This is a genomic window from Microbacterium invictum, from assembly GCF_014197265.1.
In the GTDB taxonomy this organism is placed as follows: Bacteria; Actinomycetota; Actinomycetes; order Actinomycetales; family Microbacteriaceae; genus Microbacterium; species Microbacterium invictum.
The window spans coordinates 1,220,354-1,236,279 of sequence record NZ_JACIFH010000001.1 but is presented as its reverse complement, the minus strand read 5'-3'; the positions used below and the strand labels follow the sequence as shown (position 1 = coordinate 1,236,279).

The 15,926-nt window shown below is 70.2% G+C and carries 17 protein-coding genes; 14 read left to right on the top strand and 3 right to left on the bottom strand.

Going from position 1 to position 15,926, the window contains the following annotated elements; genetic code table 11:
- The first annotated feature begins 36 nt into the window (after positions 1–36).
- The 5 genes from BKA10_RS05990 to BKA10_RS05970 are packed head-to-tail and all read left to right on the top strand — an operon-like array spanning position 37 to position 6,373.
- Positions 37–1,449: a UDP-N-acetylmuramoyl-tripeptide--D-alanyl-D-alanine ligase gene (locus BKA10_RS05990; protein WP_183499058.1), complete on the top strand. Its 1,413-nt coding sequence runs from the start codon at positions 37–39 to the stop codon at positions 1,447–1,449.
- A complete protein-coding gene (mraY, locus tag BKA10_RS05985) occupies positions 1,446–2,558 on the top strand; it encodes a phospho-N-acetylmuramoyl-pentapeptide-transferase (RefSeq protein ID WP_183499057.1) in 1,113 nt (370 codons plus the stop codon). Before BKA10_RS05990 ends, mraY begins: the two co-directional genes overlap by 4 nt.
- Entirely contained in the window at positions 2,555–4,102 is a 1,548-nt protein-coding gene (murD, locus tag BKA10_RS05980) for a UDP-N-acetylmuramoyl-L-alanine--D-glutamate ligase (protein WP_183499056.1), read from the top strand. Before mraY ends, murD begins: the two co-directional genes overlap by 4 nt.
- A complete protein-coding gene (ftsW, locus tag BKA10_RS05975) occupies positions 4,068–5,303 on the top strand; it encodes a putative lipid II flippase FtsW (protein WP_248198927.1) in 1,236 nt (411 codons plus the stop codon). The genes murD and ftsW overlap by 35 nt, the downstream gene beginning before the upstream one ends.
- A complete protein-coding gene (locus tag BKA10_RS05970; RefSeq protein ID WP_183499054.1) occupies positions 5,300–6,373 on the top strand; it encodes a glycosyltransferase in 1,074 nt (357 codons plus the stop codon). Before ftsW ends, BKA10_RS05970 begins: the two co-directional genes overlap by 4 nt.
- Positions 6,374–6,598: 225 nt before the next feature.
- On the opposite strand, the gene BKA10_RS05965 is transcribed toward BKA10_RS05970, so the two are convergent.
- Complete coding sequence (locus tag BKA10_RS05965) at positions 6,599–6,991, bottom strand: hypothetical protein (RefSeq protein WP_183499053.1); 393 nt, start codon at positions 6,989–6,991, stop codon at positions 6,599–6,601.
- A gap of 142 nt (positions 6,992–7,133) precedes the next feature.
- On the opposite strand from BKA10_RS05965, the gene murC reads away from it, so the two are divergent.
- The 9 genes from murC to BKA10_RS05920 all read left to right on the top strand — a co-directional run bounded on the left by murC (position 7,134) and on the right by BKA10_RS05920 (position 14,965).
- Positions 7,134–8,534 carry a UDP-N-acetylmuramate--L-alanine ligase gene (gene murC / locus BKA10_RS05960; protein ID WP_183499052.1) on the top strand — a complete coding sequence of 467 codons (1,401 nt, stop codon included), beginning with the start codon at positions 7,134–7,136 and terminating at the stop codon, positions 8,532–8,534.
- Position 8,535: 1 nt separating this feature from the next.
- Positions 8,536–9,657, top strand: a complete 1,122-nt coding sequence (locus BKA10_RS05955; protein ID WP_183499051.1) for an FtsQ-type POTRA domain-containing protein — start codon at positions 8,536–8,538, stop codon at positions 9,655–9,657.
- A gap of 358 nt (positions 9,658–10,015) precedes the next feature.
- Positions 10,016–11,179: a cell division protein FtsZ gene (ftsZ, locus tag BKA10_RS05950; RefSeq protein ID WP_183499050.1), complete on the top strand. Its 1,164-nt coding sequence runs from the start codon at positions 10,016–10,018 to the stop codon at positions 11,177–11,179.
- 5 nt (positions 11,180–11,184) lie between these two features.
- A complete protein-coding gene (locus tag BKA10_RS05945) occupies positions 11,185–11,874 on the top strand; it encodes a YggS family pyridoxal phosphate-dependent enzyme (protein WP_183499049.1) in 690 nt (229 codons plus the stop codon).
- A 31-nt stretch (positions 11,875–11,905) separates the two neighbouring features.
- Positions 11,906–12,364, top strand: coding sequence for a cell division protein SepF (locus tag BKA10_RS05940; RefSeq protein ID WP_183499048.1), 459 nt, complete (start codon positions 11,906–11,908; stop codon positions 12,362–12,364).
- Between the two features lie 2 nt (positions 12,365–12,366).
- Positions 12,367–12,669 (top strand): YggT family protein, encoded by a 303-nt coding sequence (locus BKA10_RS05935; RefSeq protein ID WP_183499047.1) that lies wholly within the window; start codon positions 12,367–12,369, stop codon positions 12,667–12,669.
- 125 nt (positions 12,670–12,794) lie between these two features.
- Positions 12,795–13,424 carry a DivIVA domain-containing protein gene (locus tag BKA10_RS05930; protein ID WP_183499046.1) on the top strand — a complete coding sequence of 210 codons (630 nt, stop codon included), beginning with the start codon at positions 12,795–12,797 and terminating at the stop codon, positions 13,422–13,424.
- 9 nt (positions 13,425–13,433) lie between these two features.
- Positions 13,434–14,045 carry a signal peptidase II gene (lspA, locus tag BKA10_RS05925; RefSeq protein WP_183499045.1) on the top strand — a complete coding sequence of 204 codons (612 nt, stop codon included), beginning with the start codon at positions 13,434–13,436 and terminating at the stop codon, positions 14,043–14,045.
- The gene (locus BKA10_RS05920) at positions 14,045–14,965 is read left to right on the top strand and encodes an RluA family pseudouridine synthase (RefSeq protein WP_183499044.1); all 921 of its coding nucleotides are present in this window, start codon (positions 14,045–14,047) and stop codon (positions 14,963–14,965) included. Before lspA ends, BKA10_RS05920 begins: the two co-directional genes overlap by 1 nt.
- A gap of 4 nt (positions 14,966–14,969) precedes the next feature.
- Here the strand turns inward: BKA10_RS05920 and BKA10_RS05915 are convergent, their stop codons facing one another.
- Positions 14,970–15,446 carry an ASCH domain-containing protein gene (locus BKA10_RS05915; RefSeq protein ID WP_183499043.1) on the bottom strand — a complete coding sequence of 159 codons (477 nt, stop codon included), beginning with the start codon at positions 15,444–15,446 and terminating at the stop codon, positions 14,970–14,972.
- Between the two features lie 2 nt (positions 15,447–15,448).
- On the bottom strand, positions 15,449–15,922 hold the full coding sequence (locus BKA10_RS05910; protein WP_183499042.1) for an NUDIX hydrolase: 474 nt from the start codon (positions 15,920–15,922) through the stop codon (positions 15,449–15,451).
- Positions 15,923–15,926: the final 4 nt, after the last annotated feature.

Sequence of the window (15,926 nt, the reverse complement as noted above, 5' to 3'; positions counted from 1 at the left end):
GCCGGCCGACGCGCCCGCACATGAGGTACCCGCACCATGATCCGCATGACGCTCGCAGAGGTGGCCGCAGCCGTCTCAGGTGCGCTCCACACCGCCGGCTCCGACACTCCCGAGACGGTCGTCTCGGGGACAGTGGACACCGATTCGCGGAACCTCGGCGCGGGCGACATCTTCGTCGCGAAGCCGGGTGAGGTCACCGACGGGCACCGGTTCGTCGCCGGCGCCGCCGAGGCGGGCGTCGTGCTGGCGATCGTCGAGCACACCGTCGAGGCCGACGTCACCCAGATCGTCGTCGCCGACGCCGTGGCGGCCCTGGCCGACCTGGCGCGCGAAGTGGTGGCGCGCGTGCGTGCCGCAGGTGACCTGCGGGTGGTGGGCATCACCGGCTCGAACGGCAAGACGACGACCAAGAACATGCTCGCCCGCATCCTGCAGGACGAGGGCGAGACGGTCGCGCCGCGCGCCTCGTACAACAACGAGGTCGGGGCGCCGCTCACCATGCTGCGCGTCACCGAGACCACGCGATACCTCGTCAGCGAGTTCGGCGCCGACGCACCAGGAAAGATCGCCCGGCTGGCGGGCCTGGTCACCCCCGATGTGGGCGTCGTGCTCATGGTCGGCCTGGCCCACGCCGGCGGCTTCGGGGGAGTCGAGGCGACGCTCAAGGCCAAGACCGAGCTGGTCGAAGCCGTCCGGCCCGGCGGCGTCGTCGTGCTCAACGCCGACGACGCCCGCGTCGCATCGATGGCCACCGTCGCGGCGGCACGCGATCTGACCGTGCGGTGGTTCGGTCACCGCACGACGGCGGACGTGCGGGCCGACGATGTCGAGGTCACGGCATCCGGAACCATCAGCGAGATCACCGTCGACGGCGAACCCCACGCTCTGCGCCTGCAGGTGCTGGGCGCCCACCACGTCATGAACGCCCTCGCCGCCATCACTGCCGCAGGTGTCCTGGGGGTGCCCGCCGCCGACGCGATCGCACGCCTCGAGACGCTCGAGATCGCCGAGCGCTGGCGTATGCAGCCGCTGGGATCCGACCGGGTGCGCATCATCAACGACGCGTACAACGCGAGCCCCGACTCGATGGCCGCGGCCCTGCGCACCCTGGCGCAGATCACCGAGCCCGGGCAGCGCAAGGTGGCCGTGCTCGGCGCCATGAGCGAGCTGGGCGACCAGGCCGGTGAAGAGCACGACCGCGTCGGGCTGCTCGCGGTGCGGCTGCGGTACGAGCGCATCGTCGTGATCGGCGCCGACGCCCGGCGTCTGTTCATCTCGGCCATCGGCGAGGGCTCGTGGGACGGCGAGGCCGTCTTCTTCGAGACCGCCGACGAGGCCTACGGCTACCTCATGGGCGAGCTGCGCGACGGCGACCGCGTGCTGGTCAAATCCTCGAACGTGGCGGGTCTGCGTCATCTCGGGGATCGTCTGGGAGAATCGTTCTCGTGAGATCCCTGCTAGCCTCCGCGACGATCTCGCTGGCCTTCACCCTGTTCCTCACTCCGCTGTTCATCCGGCTGTTCGAGAAGCTGGGCTGGGGCCAGGTCATCCGCACCCCCGACGACGTGACGAACCCCAGTCATCACGCCAAGCGCGGCACGCCCACCATGGGCGGGCTCATCTTCATCCTCGGCGCCATCGTCGGCTACTTCGCCGGAACCCTCACCGGCGGTGCGCCGCCGACGATCTCCGGGCTCCTGGTCATCTGGATGATGGTGGGCCTGGGTGCCGTCGGGTTCATCGACGACTACATGAAAGTGCGTCAGCAGCGCAGTCTCGGGCTGTCCGGCTGGCGCAAGATCGTCGGCCAGGTGCTGGTCGCGGTGGTGTTCGGTGTTCTCGCGCTGAACTTCCCCAATGCGCTCGGCCACACCCCGGCATCCCCCTACATCTCGTTCTTCCGCGACATCGACGCCCTCTCGTTCATGGCGCTGGGCGCCGTGGTCGGCTGGGTGCTGTACCTGATCTGGGTGTCCTTCCTGTCGGTGGCGTGGTCCAACGCGACAAACCTCACCGACGGCCTCGACGGCCTGGCCACCGGCGCCGGCATCTTCACGATCTCGGCATACAGCCTCGTCACGTTCTGGCAGTTCCAGCAGCGCTGCTCGAGCAACGAGGCGCTGGTGGGCGCGTACCGCAACGCCTGCTACGACACCCCCAACACGATGGACCTCACGATCATCGCGGCGTCGTTCGTCGGCGCCCTGGTCGGGTTCCTCTGGTGGAACGCCCCCAAGGCCAAGATCTTCATGGGCGACGTCGGCTCGATGGCCATCGGCGGCGTCGTCGTGGCCATGTCGATCCTCTCGCGCACCGAGATCCTCGCGATCGTCGTCGCCGGCATCTTCATCATCGGCCCCGGATCGGTGATCCTGCAGCGGTATTACTTCAAGGCGACCGGCGGCAAGCGGCTGTTCCTGATGAGCCCGTTCCACCACCACCTCGAGATGCGCGGCTGGCCCGAGATCACCATCGTCGTGCGCATGTGGATCATCGCCGGCATGCTCGCGGTCACCGGCGTCGGCCTCTTCTACGTCGCCTGGCTGGCAGCGCTGTGACCGAGCCCCGCCTCGACGCGCTGACGAGCTGGCACGCCGACTGGAAGGGGCTGCGCGCGGTCGTGCTGGGCCTGTCGGTCACCGGGTTCTCGGTCGCCGACACCCTCGCCGAGCTCGGCGCCGACGTGCTGGTGGCCACCGAGACCGCCGACGAGGAGTACGAGCGCCTGATCCCCGTGATCGGCGCGCAGCTGTGGACGGGACCCCTCACCGAGGTTGCGGATGCCGTGGTCGCGCACCGCGCAGATGTGATCATCGCCTCGCCGGGGTTCCCGCCGCACCACCCCGTCATCCGGTGGGCGCGCGAAAGCGGCATCGCCGTGTGGGGCGACGTCGAACTGGCCTGGCGCGTGCGCGACAAGGTGCGCCGCCCGGACGGGCGTCCCGCCGACTGGGTGCTCATCACCGGCACCAACGGCAAGACCACGACGACGCAGCTGACCGCGACGATGCTCGTCGCCGGCGGGCTGCGCGCCGCGCCGTGCGGCAACATCGGCGTGCCGGTGCTCGACGCGGTCCGCGACCCGGGCGGCTTCGACGTGCTGGTCGTGGAGCTGTCGAGCCACCAGCTCTGGTATCTGAGCCTGCAGACCGGTCCCGAGCCGCTCTCGCCGTACGCGAGCGTATGCCTGAACCTGGCCGACGACCACCTCGAGTGGCACGGCTCGTTCGCCGCCTACCGCGACGCGAAGGCGTTCGTCTACGAGAACACCCGCGTCGCCTGCGTGTACAACAAGGCCGACGTCGCCACGCGCGAGATGGTCGAGGACGCCGATGTCGTCGAAGGATGCCGGGCGATCGGGTTCGACCTCGGCGTGCCCGGGCCGAGCGACCTCGGCGTCGTCGACGGCATCGTGGTCGACCGGGCGTTCCTCGACGAGCGCCGCGACAGTGCCCTCGAGCTGACGACGGTCGCCGATCTCGCCGCGCGGGGCCTTGCCGCGCCGCACATCGTCGCGAACATCCTCGCCGCGAGCGCCCTCGCTCGCGCACTGGATGTGGCCCCGGCCGCGATCCGCGACGCCCTGGCGTCCTTCCGCCTCGACCCGCACCGCATCGAGGTCGTCTCCGTCGCCGGCGGCGTCACGTGGGTGGACGATTCGAAGGCGACCAATCCGCATGCCGCCGCGTCGTCGCTGACCGCCTTTCCCGGTGCCGTGTGGGTCGTCGGCGGGCTGCTCAAGGGCGTCGACATCACGGGCCTCGTCGCCGGGCGCGGCGCGTCGGCCAAGGCGGCGATCGTCATCGGTGTCGAGCGCACGGCCATCACCGCGGCGTTCGCACGACACGCGCCGGCGGTCCCGGTCTTCGAGGTCGATGCGGCTCAGACTGAAGACGTCATGGCACAGGTCGTCGAGCTGGCGGCGGGTATCGCACAAGACGGAGACGTGGTCCTCCTCGCTCCGGCAGCGGCATCCTTCGATCAATTCGCGTCCTACGCGGACCGCGGGCACCGCTTCGCAGCCGCGGTGCGCGAACGGATGGACCGAACGGATGGGGAGGGTGCCGGTGGCGACGACGACGACCCCTCCGGCCTCGGCTGACTCCCCGCACGGCTTCTCGGCGCGCGTGTCACTCGGACGGGCCTTCGCGCCCGTCCCCAGCGAGTTCCTGCTGCTGGCCTCCACGGCGCTGCTGCTGACCGGATTCGGCCTCGTCATGGTGCTGTCGGCCACGATGGCCACATCGACCGCGCAGGGCGAGAGCCCGTTCGAGGTCGTCCTCAAGCAGGCCGTCTTCGCCATCCTCGGCATTCCGCTGATGTTCATCGCGAGCCGTCTTCCGATCGCGTTCTGGAAGCGCATCTCGTGGATCGCGCTGCTGGCCGCTCTGGCGCTGCAGATGCTGGTGTTCACGCCGCTGGGCGACGTCAACGACGGAAACCGCAACTGGATCATCGTCGGCGGCTTCCAGATGCAGCCGTCCGAGTTCCTCAAGCTCGCCTTCGCGCTGTGGCTGGGATACGTCCTGTACCGCAAGCAGACGCTGCTGGGCTCATGGAAGCACGTGTTCATCCCGGTGGTGCCGGTCGGCGCGCTCGTCATCGGCTCGGTCGTCGCCGGTGAAGACCTCGGCACGGCGATGATCCTGGTGCTCATCATGCTGGGCGCGCTGTTCTTCTCGGGGGTGAAGCTGCGGATCTTCGTGCTGCCGCTGATCGCCGCGGCAGGCATCGTCGCGTTCCTCGCGGTCACGAGCCCGAACCGCATGGCCCGCATCATGAGCTTCCTGAACCCGGACTGTCTCGCCGACTACGCCGACGGCTGCTACCAGCCGCTGCACGGCATCTGGGGGCTCGCCAACGGCGGGGTGTTCGGCCTGGGCCTGGGCAACTCCCGTGAGAAGTACTCGTGGCTGCCGGCCGCCTCGCACGACTACATCTTCGCGATCGTCGGCGAAGAGCTCGGCCTCATCGGCTGCGCCGTGGTGCTCGCCCTGTTCACGCTGTTCGCCGTCGGCGCGTTCCACGTCATCCGCAAGACGCACGATCCGTTCATCCGCATCGTCGCGGGCGGCATCACGGTGTGGATCGTGGGTCAGGCGCTCATCAACATCGGCGTCGTGCTGCGCGTGTTCCCCGTGCTCGGCGTGCCGCTGCCGTTCATGTCGCAGGGCGGTACCTCGCTGCTGTCGGTGCTGCTCGCGTGCGGCGTGCTGCTGTCGCTGGCGCGCACGATCACACCGGCATCCATCCCGCCCGTCGCGCAGCGCCCGGGCCGGCAGCGGGTACCCTCGACTCGGTGACCACCTACCTGCTGGCCGGCGGCGGCACCGCCGGCCATGTGAACCCCCTGCTCGCCGTCGCGGACGGGCTGCGCCCGCGTGACGCGCACGACGACGTCCTCGTGCTGGGCACGAAGGAGGGCCTCGAGGCCCGGCTCGTGCCCGCGCGCGGCTACGAGCTGCTGATCGTCGACAAGGTGCCCTTCCCGCGACGGCCGAACGGCGCCGCGCTGCGGTTCCCGGCGCGGTTCTCGCGCGCGATCGCGCAGGTGCGTGCGCACATCCGCGCGCACGACGTGGACATCGTGGTCGGCTTCGGGGGTTACGCCTCGGCGCCCGCATACGTCGCCGCGCGGCGGGAGAAGATCCCGTTCGTGGTGCACGAGGCCAACGCTCGACCGGGTCTGGCGAACATCCTCGGCGCCCGCAGCGGCGCGCTCAGCGGGGTCGCGTTCGCCGGGACGCCACTGAAGGGTGCGCGCGTGGTCGGGATGCCGCTGCGCCGCGAGATCGTCGACCTCGACCGCGAAGGATCGCGCATCGAGGCCGCGGCCTTCTTCGGGCTCGACGCCGCGCGCCCCGTGCTGCTGGTGTTCGGCGGGTCGCTGGGCGCCCGGCGGCTCAACGAGGCGCTGACCGGGTCATGGCGCGATGTCGTCGCCGCGGGGTGGCAGGTGCTGCACGCGACCGGGGAGCGCAACGAGGTCGTCGCCTCGGACGACGCGGCCTACGTCGCCGTGCCGTACATCGACCGGATGGACCTCGCGTTCGCCCTGGCCGACGCGATCGTCTCACGGGCCGGCTCGGCGACCGTGAGCGAGATCAGCGCGCTCGGCATTCCGGCTGTCTACGTGCCCTACGCCGTGGGCAACGGCGAGCAGGCGCTCAACGCCGCCTCCGCGGTGGAGGCCGGTGCCGCCCGGATCATCGCGGATGCCGACTTCACCCCCGGCCGCGTGCGCAGCGAGGTGGTGCCGTTGCTCACCGACGAGGCCGCGCTGACGCGCATGCGCGAGGCCGCGGCATCCGTCGGCACCCGCACGGGCACCGAGAACGTGATCGCGATGATCGACGAGGCCCTCGCGCGCTGACGGTCGCCTCGTCAACTTCGCAGATTCGCGCCAAGTCCGCACCGAAATCGCCGAATCGATGCGACGTTCGTGCGATCTTGCGAACTTGCGCTTCTGCGCACTTGCGGTCGGCGGCGCCGGGGCGTCGCGCGCCGCCGGGCGTCGCGCGGGCGCCGTGATCGCAGAGACTGCGCGTCGGGTCTACTGGGCGAGACAGTGTCCGCAATCTCGACGGGACTTCCGGTTTCAGGGGCTGACGATCTGAGCTCTGGATGCCGGAGGACGCGCCCGGTGGCCGCGGGGCAGCGCGGCGACGGCCACCGCGGCGAAGGGCAGCACGAACGGAAGCGCCTGCAGCATCCCGCTCAGCACGAGCATGGCGATGCCGGCCGACACGGCGACCACGAGGCGTGCGCTGCCGAGCCGGTCGATCGTGCCGATCAGCCAGGCGATGCCGCCGGCTGTGAGGGCCGCCGCGATCAGGAGCATGGGGAAGATTCCGTCGGCCCCCGAGCCGAACAGGTTCTCGAGCGCGAGGACGAGCATCCCGAGCGCGATGGACGCCGGCGGACCCCACCGGTGCAGCGGACGCGCGCGCCGGAAGCCGAGGCACCAGACAAGCGGGAGCGTGGCGATCAACCCCCAGCCGATACCGCATGTGGGAATATTGCAACAGTCGCTGAGGGTGTCTGCTCCGGATGCCGGGATGCGTCCGACGGACGCGCACCGGCCAGCGCGCCGCAGGCTCCTCGCAGGAGCGCCGACCTAGACTTGACGGGCCATGATTCGACCCGACCTGAGCCTGCCGATCCCCGACGACATCACCGCCGCGCACTTCATCGGCATCGGCGGCTCCGGCATGTCCGGCCTCGCCGGGATGTTCCTCGACCGGGGAATCCGGGTGTCGGGTTCGGATCGCGCCGACAGTCCCGGGCTGCGCGCCCTCGCCGAGCGCGGCGCGACCGTGTTCGTCGGCCACGACGCCGCGAACCTGCCCCTCGATGCCGACACCGTCGTGCACACCGGAGCGATCTGGCCCGAGAACCCCGAGTTCCTGCTGGCCAAGGAGCGCGGCCTGCACGTCATCCACCGCTCGCAGGCCCTGCACTGGCTCATCGGCGGGCGGCGCCTCGTGAGCGTCGCGGGCGCCCACGGCAAGACGACCTCGACCGGCATGATCGTCACGGCCCTCCGAGGCCTCGGCACGGCACCCACGTTCGTCAACGGGGGAGTGATCGCCGACCTCGGCGTCTCGAGCGCGACCGGCTCGGACGAACTGTTCGTCATCGAGGCCGACGAGTCCGACGGCACGTTCCTGCTCTACGACACCTCGGTCGCACTGATCACCAACGTCGACCCCGACCACCTCGACCACTGGGGCACGCGCGACGCGTTCTACGACGGGTTCGTGCAGTTCGGGAACGACGCCCGCGAGGCGGTGGTCATCTCGGCCGACGACCCCGGCGCACAGCGCGTGGCGGCACAGCTCACCCACCCGCACGTGCTGACGTTCGGTGAGGCCCCCACCGCCGACGTGCGCATCACCGACATCACCGCCGACGGCCCGGTCTCGTTCACGCTGACGCACGCCGGGCATCGCGAGGCCATGTGGCTGAAGGTTCCCGGCATCCACAATGCGATCAACGCCGCCGGTGCCGTCGCCGTGCTCGTCGCCCTCGGGCACCCGCTCGAACTCGCCGCGCGTGCCCTCGAGAGCTTCGGCGGCACCGCGCGCCGGTTCGAGCTCCACGGCGTCGAGCGGGGCGTCGCGGTGTACGACGACTACGCGCACCATCCGACCGAGGTCGCCGCGGCTCTCGCAGCCGCGCGCACCGTCGTCGGCGACGGCCGCCTCATCGCCCTGCACCAGCCGCACACCTACTCGCGCACGCAGGAGATGTACGGCGAGTTCGCCGACGTCCTCGAGACCGGTGCCGACCACACCGTCGTGCTCGACGTCTACGGCGCGCGTGAGGATCCGATCCCCGGTGTGACGGGCGAGCTCGTCAGCGGAGCGTTCCGCGACGCCGGCCACGTGCGTTTCGTGGCCGATTGGCAGCAGGCCGCCGACTACACCGCCGCGGTCGCGCGTGAGGGCGACTTCATCATCACGCTCGGCTGCGGCAACGTGAACCTGATCATCCCGCAGGTGCTCGACTCGCTCACCCGGAGCGAGGACTGACATGCGCCGGCCCGGTCCGCTGCCGGCACCCCCGCCGCGGCGAGACCCCGGCTTCACCGATTTCGAAGAAGTGGATGCCGGGGCCGCCGAGCCCGACACACTGACCACCGATCCGTGGGCGATGGATGCCGACGGCGAGGCAGACGCACCTGCATCCGGCACTGACAGCGGTGACGACGCGGACGGCCCGCACGATCCGGCCACCGCGCCGGTCGAGTTCTACGACACCATCGGCCCGATGGCGCGCCGCCCTTCCGCCACCGTCGCCGACACGCCCTTGTCCTCGCGCCCCGCCGGGACCGATCCTGACCGCGATGGCGGCACGGTGCCCGGACGGGGCGCCGACGGCGAACCCGGCCAGATCGGCGTGCGCGAGGTGTGGGCGGCGGCACGCGCCCGGCGCAGAGCGCTGCGCGCGGAGGTACGTCGCTTCACCGCGCGGCAGCGGCGCCGGCGCCGGATCTGGCTGACGGCCGGCATCGCCGTCGCCGCGCTCGTGCTGGGCACCCTCGGCGCCGCCTACAGCCCCCTGTTCGCGGTCGAACGAGTCCGGGTCGTCGGAGCATCCACACTCGACGGCGCCGCGGTCGAGGAGGCGCTGGCCGGCCAGGTCGGCACCCCGCTGCCCCTCGTCGACTCCAGCGAGGTGAAGGCCGCGCTGGTCGCCTTCCCGCTCGTGGAGTCCTACACGCTCGAAGCCCGCCCGCCGCACGAGCTCGTCGTGCGGGTTGTGGAGCGCACGCCGATCGGTGCGATCGAGTCGCCGGCCGGCTACACCCTCGTCGACGCCGCCGGCGTGGCGCTGTCGACGACTCCCGAGCCCCCCGAGGGCCATCCGCTGCTCGACGTCCGCGGCGGAGTCGACTCGCGCGCGTTCGCGGCGGTGGGCACCGTGTTCCGCTCGCTGCCCGACGACATCCGCGCGCAGATCACCGAGCTGTCGGCGACGACGGCCAGCGACGTATCCTTCGTGCTCGGCGAGACCGATACGACCGTCGTGTGGGGGACGGCCGACCAGTCCGCGCAGAAGGCGATCGTGCTCGAGACGGCGATGGCCCAGCTGCCCCCGGACGGGGTCGACACCTATGACGTCTCCTCACCCGGCGCCCTCGTCGTCAGCTGACGCGATCATTCGTTGGCGCGTGTGCCGGAAACAGAAGCTGGCGCGCTCGGGCTCGGTTGGCGCGTGTGCCGGAAACATCGACGTGGTTCCCGGCGCGAGCGCCAACTGAACCCGGCGCGAGGGCCAACCGAACCCCCGTGCTCGGGCTCGGGGCTGCCGGCAGACCCGCGATCCACCCCTTATCAGGCGCCTCCGACACGACCTTTCAGGCCGATGTCGCGACACGCCCACGGCCTGGCGACCACCGGCATCCGCGCCGCTTACTTTCAATCCAAGGAATTGCATACTCGGCAATTCTTTAAACCTCTACTTGAGGTTAAAGGTTTAGACAACGGTTCGGACGAAGACGGAGGCCGGCATGAGCCAGAACCAGAACTACCTCGCGGTTATCAAAGTCGTGGGTGTGGGCGGCGGCGGCGTCAACGCCGTCAATCGGATGATCGAGCTCGGTCTGCGCGGCGTGGAGTTCATCGCCGTCAACACCGACGCGCAGGCGCTGCTGATGAGCGACGCCGACGTCAAGCTCGACGTCGGTCGTGAGCTCACCCGCGGCCTCGGCGCGGGAGCCGACCCCGAGGTGGGCCGTCGCGCTGCCGAAGACCACGCGGAGGAGATCGAGGAGGCACTCGCGGGCGCCGACATGGTCTTCGTCACCGCCGGCGAAGGGGGCGGCACGGGCACCGGCGGCGCTCCGGTCGTGGCCCGCATCGCCAAGTCGATCGGCGCCCTGACCATCGGTGTCGTCACCAAGCCGTTCTCGTTCGAAGGCCGCCGCCGTCAGCAGCAGGCCGAGATCGGCGTCGCCTCGCTGAAGGAAGAGGTCGACACTCTCATCGTCGTCCCGAACGACCGCCTGCTCGAGATCAGCGACCGCGGCATCTCGATGATCGAGGCGTTCGCCACCGCCGACCAGGTGCTCCTGGCCGGTGTGCAGGGCATCACCGACCTCATCACGACTCCGGGTCTCATCAACCTCGACTTCGCCGACGTCAAGTCGGTCATGCAGGGTGCGGGCTCCGCGCTCATGGGCATCGGCTCGGCACGCGGCGCCGACCGTGCGATCAAGGCGGCCGAGCTCGCCGTCGAATCGCCGCTGCTCGAGGCGTCGATCGAGGGTGCGCACGGCGTGCTGCTGTCGATCCAGGGTGGCTCGAACCTCGGCATCTTCGAGATCAACGACGCCGCCCAGCTCGTCAAGGAAGCGGCCCACCCCGAGGCGAACATCATCTTCGGCACCGTCATCGACGACACGCTCGGCGACGAGGTGCGGGTCACGGTCATCGCGGCCGGCTTCGACGGCGGCGAGCCGCAGCTGAAGGTCGAGCCGATCACCGCCCAGCGTCCGGTGTCTGCACCGGTGCTGCCCTCGGTGCCGGCCGACGAGGCCGCACGCGGCATCGAGGTCCCCGAGGCCGCCGACCTGCGCGAGACCGTCTCGGTCAGCGCGCCGGTCTCGTCCTCGAGTGACCACGACTCGGTGTTCGGCGACGACGACCTCGACGTCCCCGACTTCCTCAAGTAATCCCGGTGGATCTGAAGGCACGGCTCGCCGACGTCGACGCGCGCATCGTGGATGCCGCGCGCTCGGCGGGCCGTGACCCTTCCGAGCTCACGCGCATCGTCGTGACGAAATTCCACCCCGCATCGCTCATCGCCGAACTACGCGCCCTCGGCGTGCGCGACGTGGGCGAGAACCGCCAGCAGGAGCTGACCGCCAAGCGAGGCGACCCGGCCGTCGCCGCACTGGGCCTGCGCTGGCACTTCATCGGCCAGGGGCAGACGAACAAGGTCCGCGCGATCCGCGCCGCGGCCGACGTCGTGCACTCGGTCGACCGCGCCCGGCTCGCCGATGCGCTCGACCGCGCCGGCGACGAGGGCGCCCCTGTCCTCGACGTGCTGCTGCAGGTGAACCTGACCGCCGACCCCGGGCGGGGCGGCGTCGCGCCGGATGGCGTCGAACAGCTCGCGGCGCACGTCGCGGCATCCTGCCCCACACTGCGCGTGCGCGGCGTGATGGGTGTCGCGCCCCTGGACGAAGAGCCCGCGGCGGCGTTCGCGAGGCTGGCCGCAACCGGCGAGTCGGTGCGACGGGTGGTCCCGGACGCACGCTGGATCTCGGCGGGAATGACAGGCGACTTCGCCGAGGCGATCGCTGCAGGTGCGACACACCTGCGGATCGGCTCGGCAATCACGGGTCCGAGGCCCGTGCACGGTTAACCTCGGAACAGACGAGCAAACGGAGGATGCGATGTCGAACCCGCTCAAGAAGACCATGGTGTACCTGGGCCTGGCCGACGAAGAAGACGTCTACGACGAGCCGGCGGCCGAGACCCCGGTGCGGCGCGAGCGTTCCGTCGAGAAGCAGCCCGCTCCGGTGACCCCGATCCACCGCCCCGCCGTCGTGCGTCAGCCGACCGCGGGCACGGTCAGCGAGATCCTCACGGTGCACCCGAAGCAGTACCGCGACGCGCAGGTCATCGCGGAGAACTTCCGTGACGGCATCCCCGTCATCATCAACCTCTCGCAGATGAGCGACGCCGATGCGCGCCGCCTCATCGACTTCGCGAGCGGGCTGTCGCTGGGACTGTACGGGCGGATCGAGCGGGTCACGAGCAAGGTCTTCCTGCTCTCGCCCGAGAACATCGCGGTGTCGGGAGACGGCGCCGTTGCGCAGGCCGAGCCCGAGGCTGCCGCCTTCCCGCAGTAACCGTGGAGATCGTACGGCTCGTCGCCGCCCTCGCGAACTTCCTCCTGCTGATCTATATCCTGGTGCTGCTCGCGCGGCTCATCATGGAGTACATCCCGCTGTTCAACAGGGAATGGCGCCCCCAGGGCTTCGGCCTGGTGCTCGCTGAGATCGTCTACACGATCACGGATCCTCCGATCCGCTTCTTCCGGCGCCTGATCCCTCCGCTGCGCCTGGGAACGATCGCGATCGACCTCGGGTTCCCGCTGACCATGCTCTCGTGCTTCATCCTGCTGTCGATCGTGCGGGTCATCGGCAGCGTCTGAGTCGCCGCAGGTCGGTCGATTCTCGCGCGCCGTGAACGTGCGCACTATGCTGAGTGGGTACGGCTCGCGGGTGTCGCGGGTCACCCGCATCGCCCCGCGCAGTGAGCCCCGAAAGAGGAAACACCATGGCTTTGACCCCCGAAGACGTCGTCACCAAGCAGTTCCAGCACGTTCGGTTCAAGGAGGGATTCGACCCCGATGAGGTCGATGACTTCCTCGACGAGATCGTCGTCGAGTGGCGCAAGACCATCGCCGAGAACGAGGAACTGAAGGCGAAGCTCGCCGCGTACGAGTCCGGTGCGACGCCCGCGCCTGCCGCCGCCCCCGTCGCCGAGGAGCCGGCCGAGCAGCCCGTCGTCGTCGAGGAGGTGCCCGCTCCGGTGGCCGCCGTCGAGACCCCCGCCGAAGCGCCCGTCGCCGAGGCCACAGCACCCGCGGCCGCGTCGGCCGGCATCATCGAGCTGGCACAGCGGCTGCACGACGAGCACGTCGCCGAGGGTATCGCGCAGAAGGAGAAGCTCGTCTCCGAGGCACAGGCCCAGGCCGCATCGATCCTCGCCGAGGCCGAGGCCCGTGGCCGTGACGAGGTCGCCCGACTCGAGGGCGAGCGCGCCAAGCTCGAGTCCCGTATCACCGAGCTGCGCAACTTCGAGCACGACTACCGCGTGCAGCTGCGCGGCTTCATCGAGGGCAAGCTCCGCGACCTCGATGTGTCGGGTTCGCCGTCGGGTGCCACTCCGATCGCAGCCTCCTAGGCTTCGCCTTTGACAGGCCGGGCCCCCCTCCGTGCGGCGGCGGCCGGCAGCATCATCGCGCTTCTTGCGGTGCTGGTGCTGGTCGCCGACCAGTTCACGAAGTATCTCGCCCTCCAGAACCTGCCCTTCCAGGAGCCGGTTCAGGTGTGGGGCGAGTTCCTGCAGTTCTACCTGACCCGAAACCCGGGTGCGGCGTTCTCTCTCCTTGAGGGCTACACCTGGATCTTCACGATCGTGCTGGCCGTCGCCGCCGGGGCGATCATCTTCCTCGGCATCACTCGGGTGCGCTCGCGTGCGTGGGCGATCGTGCTGGGACTGCTGCTGGGCGGCATCCTGGGCAACTTCGTCGACCGGCTGATCCGCGCGCCCGGGTTCCCGGTGGGCGAGGTCATCGATTTCATCCACACGCCGTGGATGTGGCTGTGGTTCCCCTCGGCGATCTACAACGTCGCCGACATGTTCATCGTCACGATGATGATCGGCGTCGCGATCCTGGTGCTCATCGGCCTTCACCTCGACGGTACGCGCGAGCCGAAGATGGTCGAATCCGTCCCCGACGCCGACGCCGACATCGTCACGGACGCGGTCGCCGACGACGACGCAGAACAGCCCCGCGACTGATGGAGTCGCGCGCAATTCCGGTGCCCGATGGGCTGGACGGTGTCCGGGTGGATGCCGGTCTCGCCAAGCTCTTCGGCTTCTCCCGCACGTTCGCGGCCGAGATCGCCGAGGCCGGTGGCGCCGTGCAGGACGGCCGCACGCTCGGCAAATCCGACAAGCTGGTCGGCGGCGCATGGCTGCACGTGTCGTGGCAGGCCAAGCGCGAGCCTGAGATCGTGCCGCTGGCCGTTCCCGACCTCGGCATCGTCTACGACGACGACGACATCGTCGTGGTCGACAAGCCGGCCGGCGTCGCGGCGCACCCCTCGCTGGGGTGGGAGGGCCCGACGGTCCTCGGCGCCCTCGCCGCGGGCGGCGTGAACATCGCCACCACAGGTGCGGCCGAGCGCCAAGGCGTGGTGCACCGCCTGGACGTCGGCACGAGTGGGCTGATGGTCGTGGCCAAGAGCGAGCGGGCCTACACGGCTCTCAAGCGTGCGTTCAAAGAGCGCGAGGTCGAGAAGATCTACCATGCCGTGGTCCACGGACACCCCGACCCGCTGGTGGGCACGATCGAGGCTCCCATCGGCCGGCATCCGAGCCACTCCTGGAAGTTCGCCGTCGTCCCCGACGGCAAGGAGTCGACCACCCACTACGAGACGATCGAGGCGTTCCCGCGGGCCGCGCTGCTCGAGATCCACCTCGAGACCGGGCGCACCCATCAGATCCGCGTGCATATGGCCGCCCACCGGCATCCCTGCATCGGCGATCCGCTCTACGGGGGCGACCCCACCGTCGCGGCGCATCTGGGACTGACGCGGCAGTGGCTGCACGCGCACCGGCTCGCGTTCGCGCACCCGGGCACGTCCGACTGGGTCGAGTTCACATCGGACTATCCCGCCGACCTCGCCCACGCGCTCGAGGTGCTGCGCGGCGACTGATCGGCTACGGCTCCGAGTACAGCAGCTCGAAGCGCTCGAGCACGAGCGGCAGCGAGCTGAGCTGCGAGACCGGCAGTCCGCGACGAGCGAGCACCCGCTCGAAGTACTCCGCGTGCCCTGCCCTCCACGCCTCCAGCGAGAGGTCGTCCTCGCCCTCGGCGGCCGCGAACGCGGCATCCACCTCATCGAAGGTGCGGATCTCGATGCGCGTCGTGCGGATGAGCGCACGCGGGATGCGGGAGCCGTCGATCAGGATCGACAACTCACCCTCGCGCGGGACGGCCTCGCCGTCGGCCTCGAGCTCGGCGAGACTCGTAGACGTGCCGGTCTTGCGTCCCGAGATCACCGCTGCCAGCAGGGCATCGGCCAGGGCGGGGGTGTCGGCGAAGCCCCACGCCTCGGGGACGGCCGCGGTGGGGTCGGCTCCGGCAGCAGAGGCCGCGCGTCGCCAGAAATCGGCGACAGAGTGCGCTTCGGCCACCGTCAGCGACCCCCTCGGAAGGCCGACGGATCGTCCTCAGCGACGGCGAGGGCGATCTTGCGGACGTGGGACTGGTCGACCTCGGTCAGCTCACCGAGCCCGTACCAGCCGACCTCGGTCAACTCGCCGTCGGCGGGATGCGGCTCGCCCGAGACCCACTCGCAGCGGAAGACCAGATCGAGGTAGTCGACCTGGTCGCCGTTCGCGTACACGATCCGGGGGATCTGCTGCACGAGCGCGAGCCGCGTGGCGCGAGCGACGACGCCCGCCTCTTCGAGGCACTCGCGCACGGCGGCGTCGGCGGGCTCTTCGCCCGGGTCGACGATGCCCGACACGCACTGCCACCGGCCGTTGTCGGCACGCTTGCCGAGCAGGATCCTCTCGTCCTTGAAGACGACGGCCGTGACGCCGACCAGCGGGAGTGGATCGTGTCCGATCCGTTCACGCAGCGACAGGACGAACTCGGGGGTGGCCATGCCT

Coding starts and splice junctions, on each gene's coding strand:
- BKA10_RS05940 (WP_183499048.1), top strand. CDS start 11,906: ATGTCGAACCCGCTCAAGAAGACCATGGTGTACCTGGGCCTGGCCGAC.
- murC (WP_183499052.1), top strand. CDS start 7,134: ATGATTCGACCCGACCTGAGCCTGCCGATCCCCGACGACATCACCGCC.
- ftsZ (WP_183499050.1), top strand. CDS start 10,016: ATGAGCCAGAACCAGAACTACCTCGCGGTTATCAAAGTCGTGGGTGTG.
- BKA10_RS05990 (WP_183499058.1), top strand. CDS start 37: ATGATCCGCATGACGCTCGCAGAGGTGGCCGCAGCCGTCTCAGGTGCG.
- BKA10_RS05930 (WP_183499046.1), top strand. CDS start 12,795: ATGGCTTTGACCCCCGAAGACGTCGTCACCAAGCAGTTCCAGCACGTT.
- BKA10_RS05955 (WP_183499051.1), top strand. CDS start 8,536: ATGCGCCGGCCCGGTCCGCTGCCGGCACCCCCGCCGCGGCGAGACCCC.
- BKA10_RS05920 (WP_183499044.1), top strand. CDS start 14,045: ATGGAGTCGCGCGCAATTCCGGTGCCCGATGGGCTGGACGGTGTCCGG.
- BKA10_RS05910 (WP_183499042.1), bottom strand. CDS start 15,922: ATGGCCACCCCCGAGTTCGTCCTGTCGCTGCGTGAACGGATCGGACAC.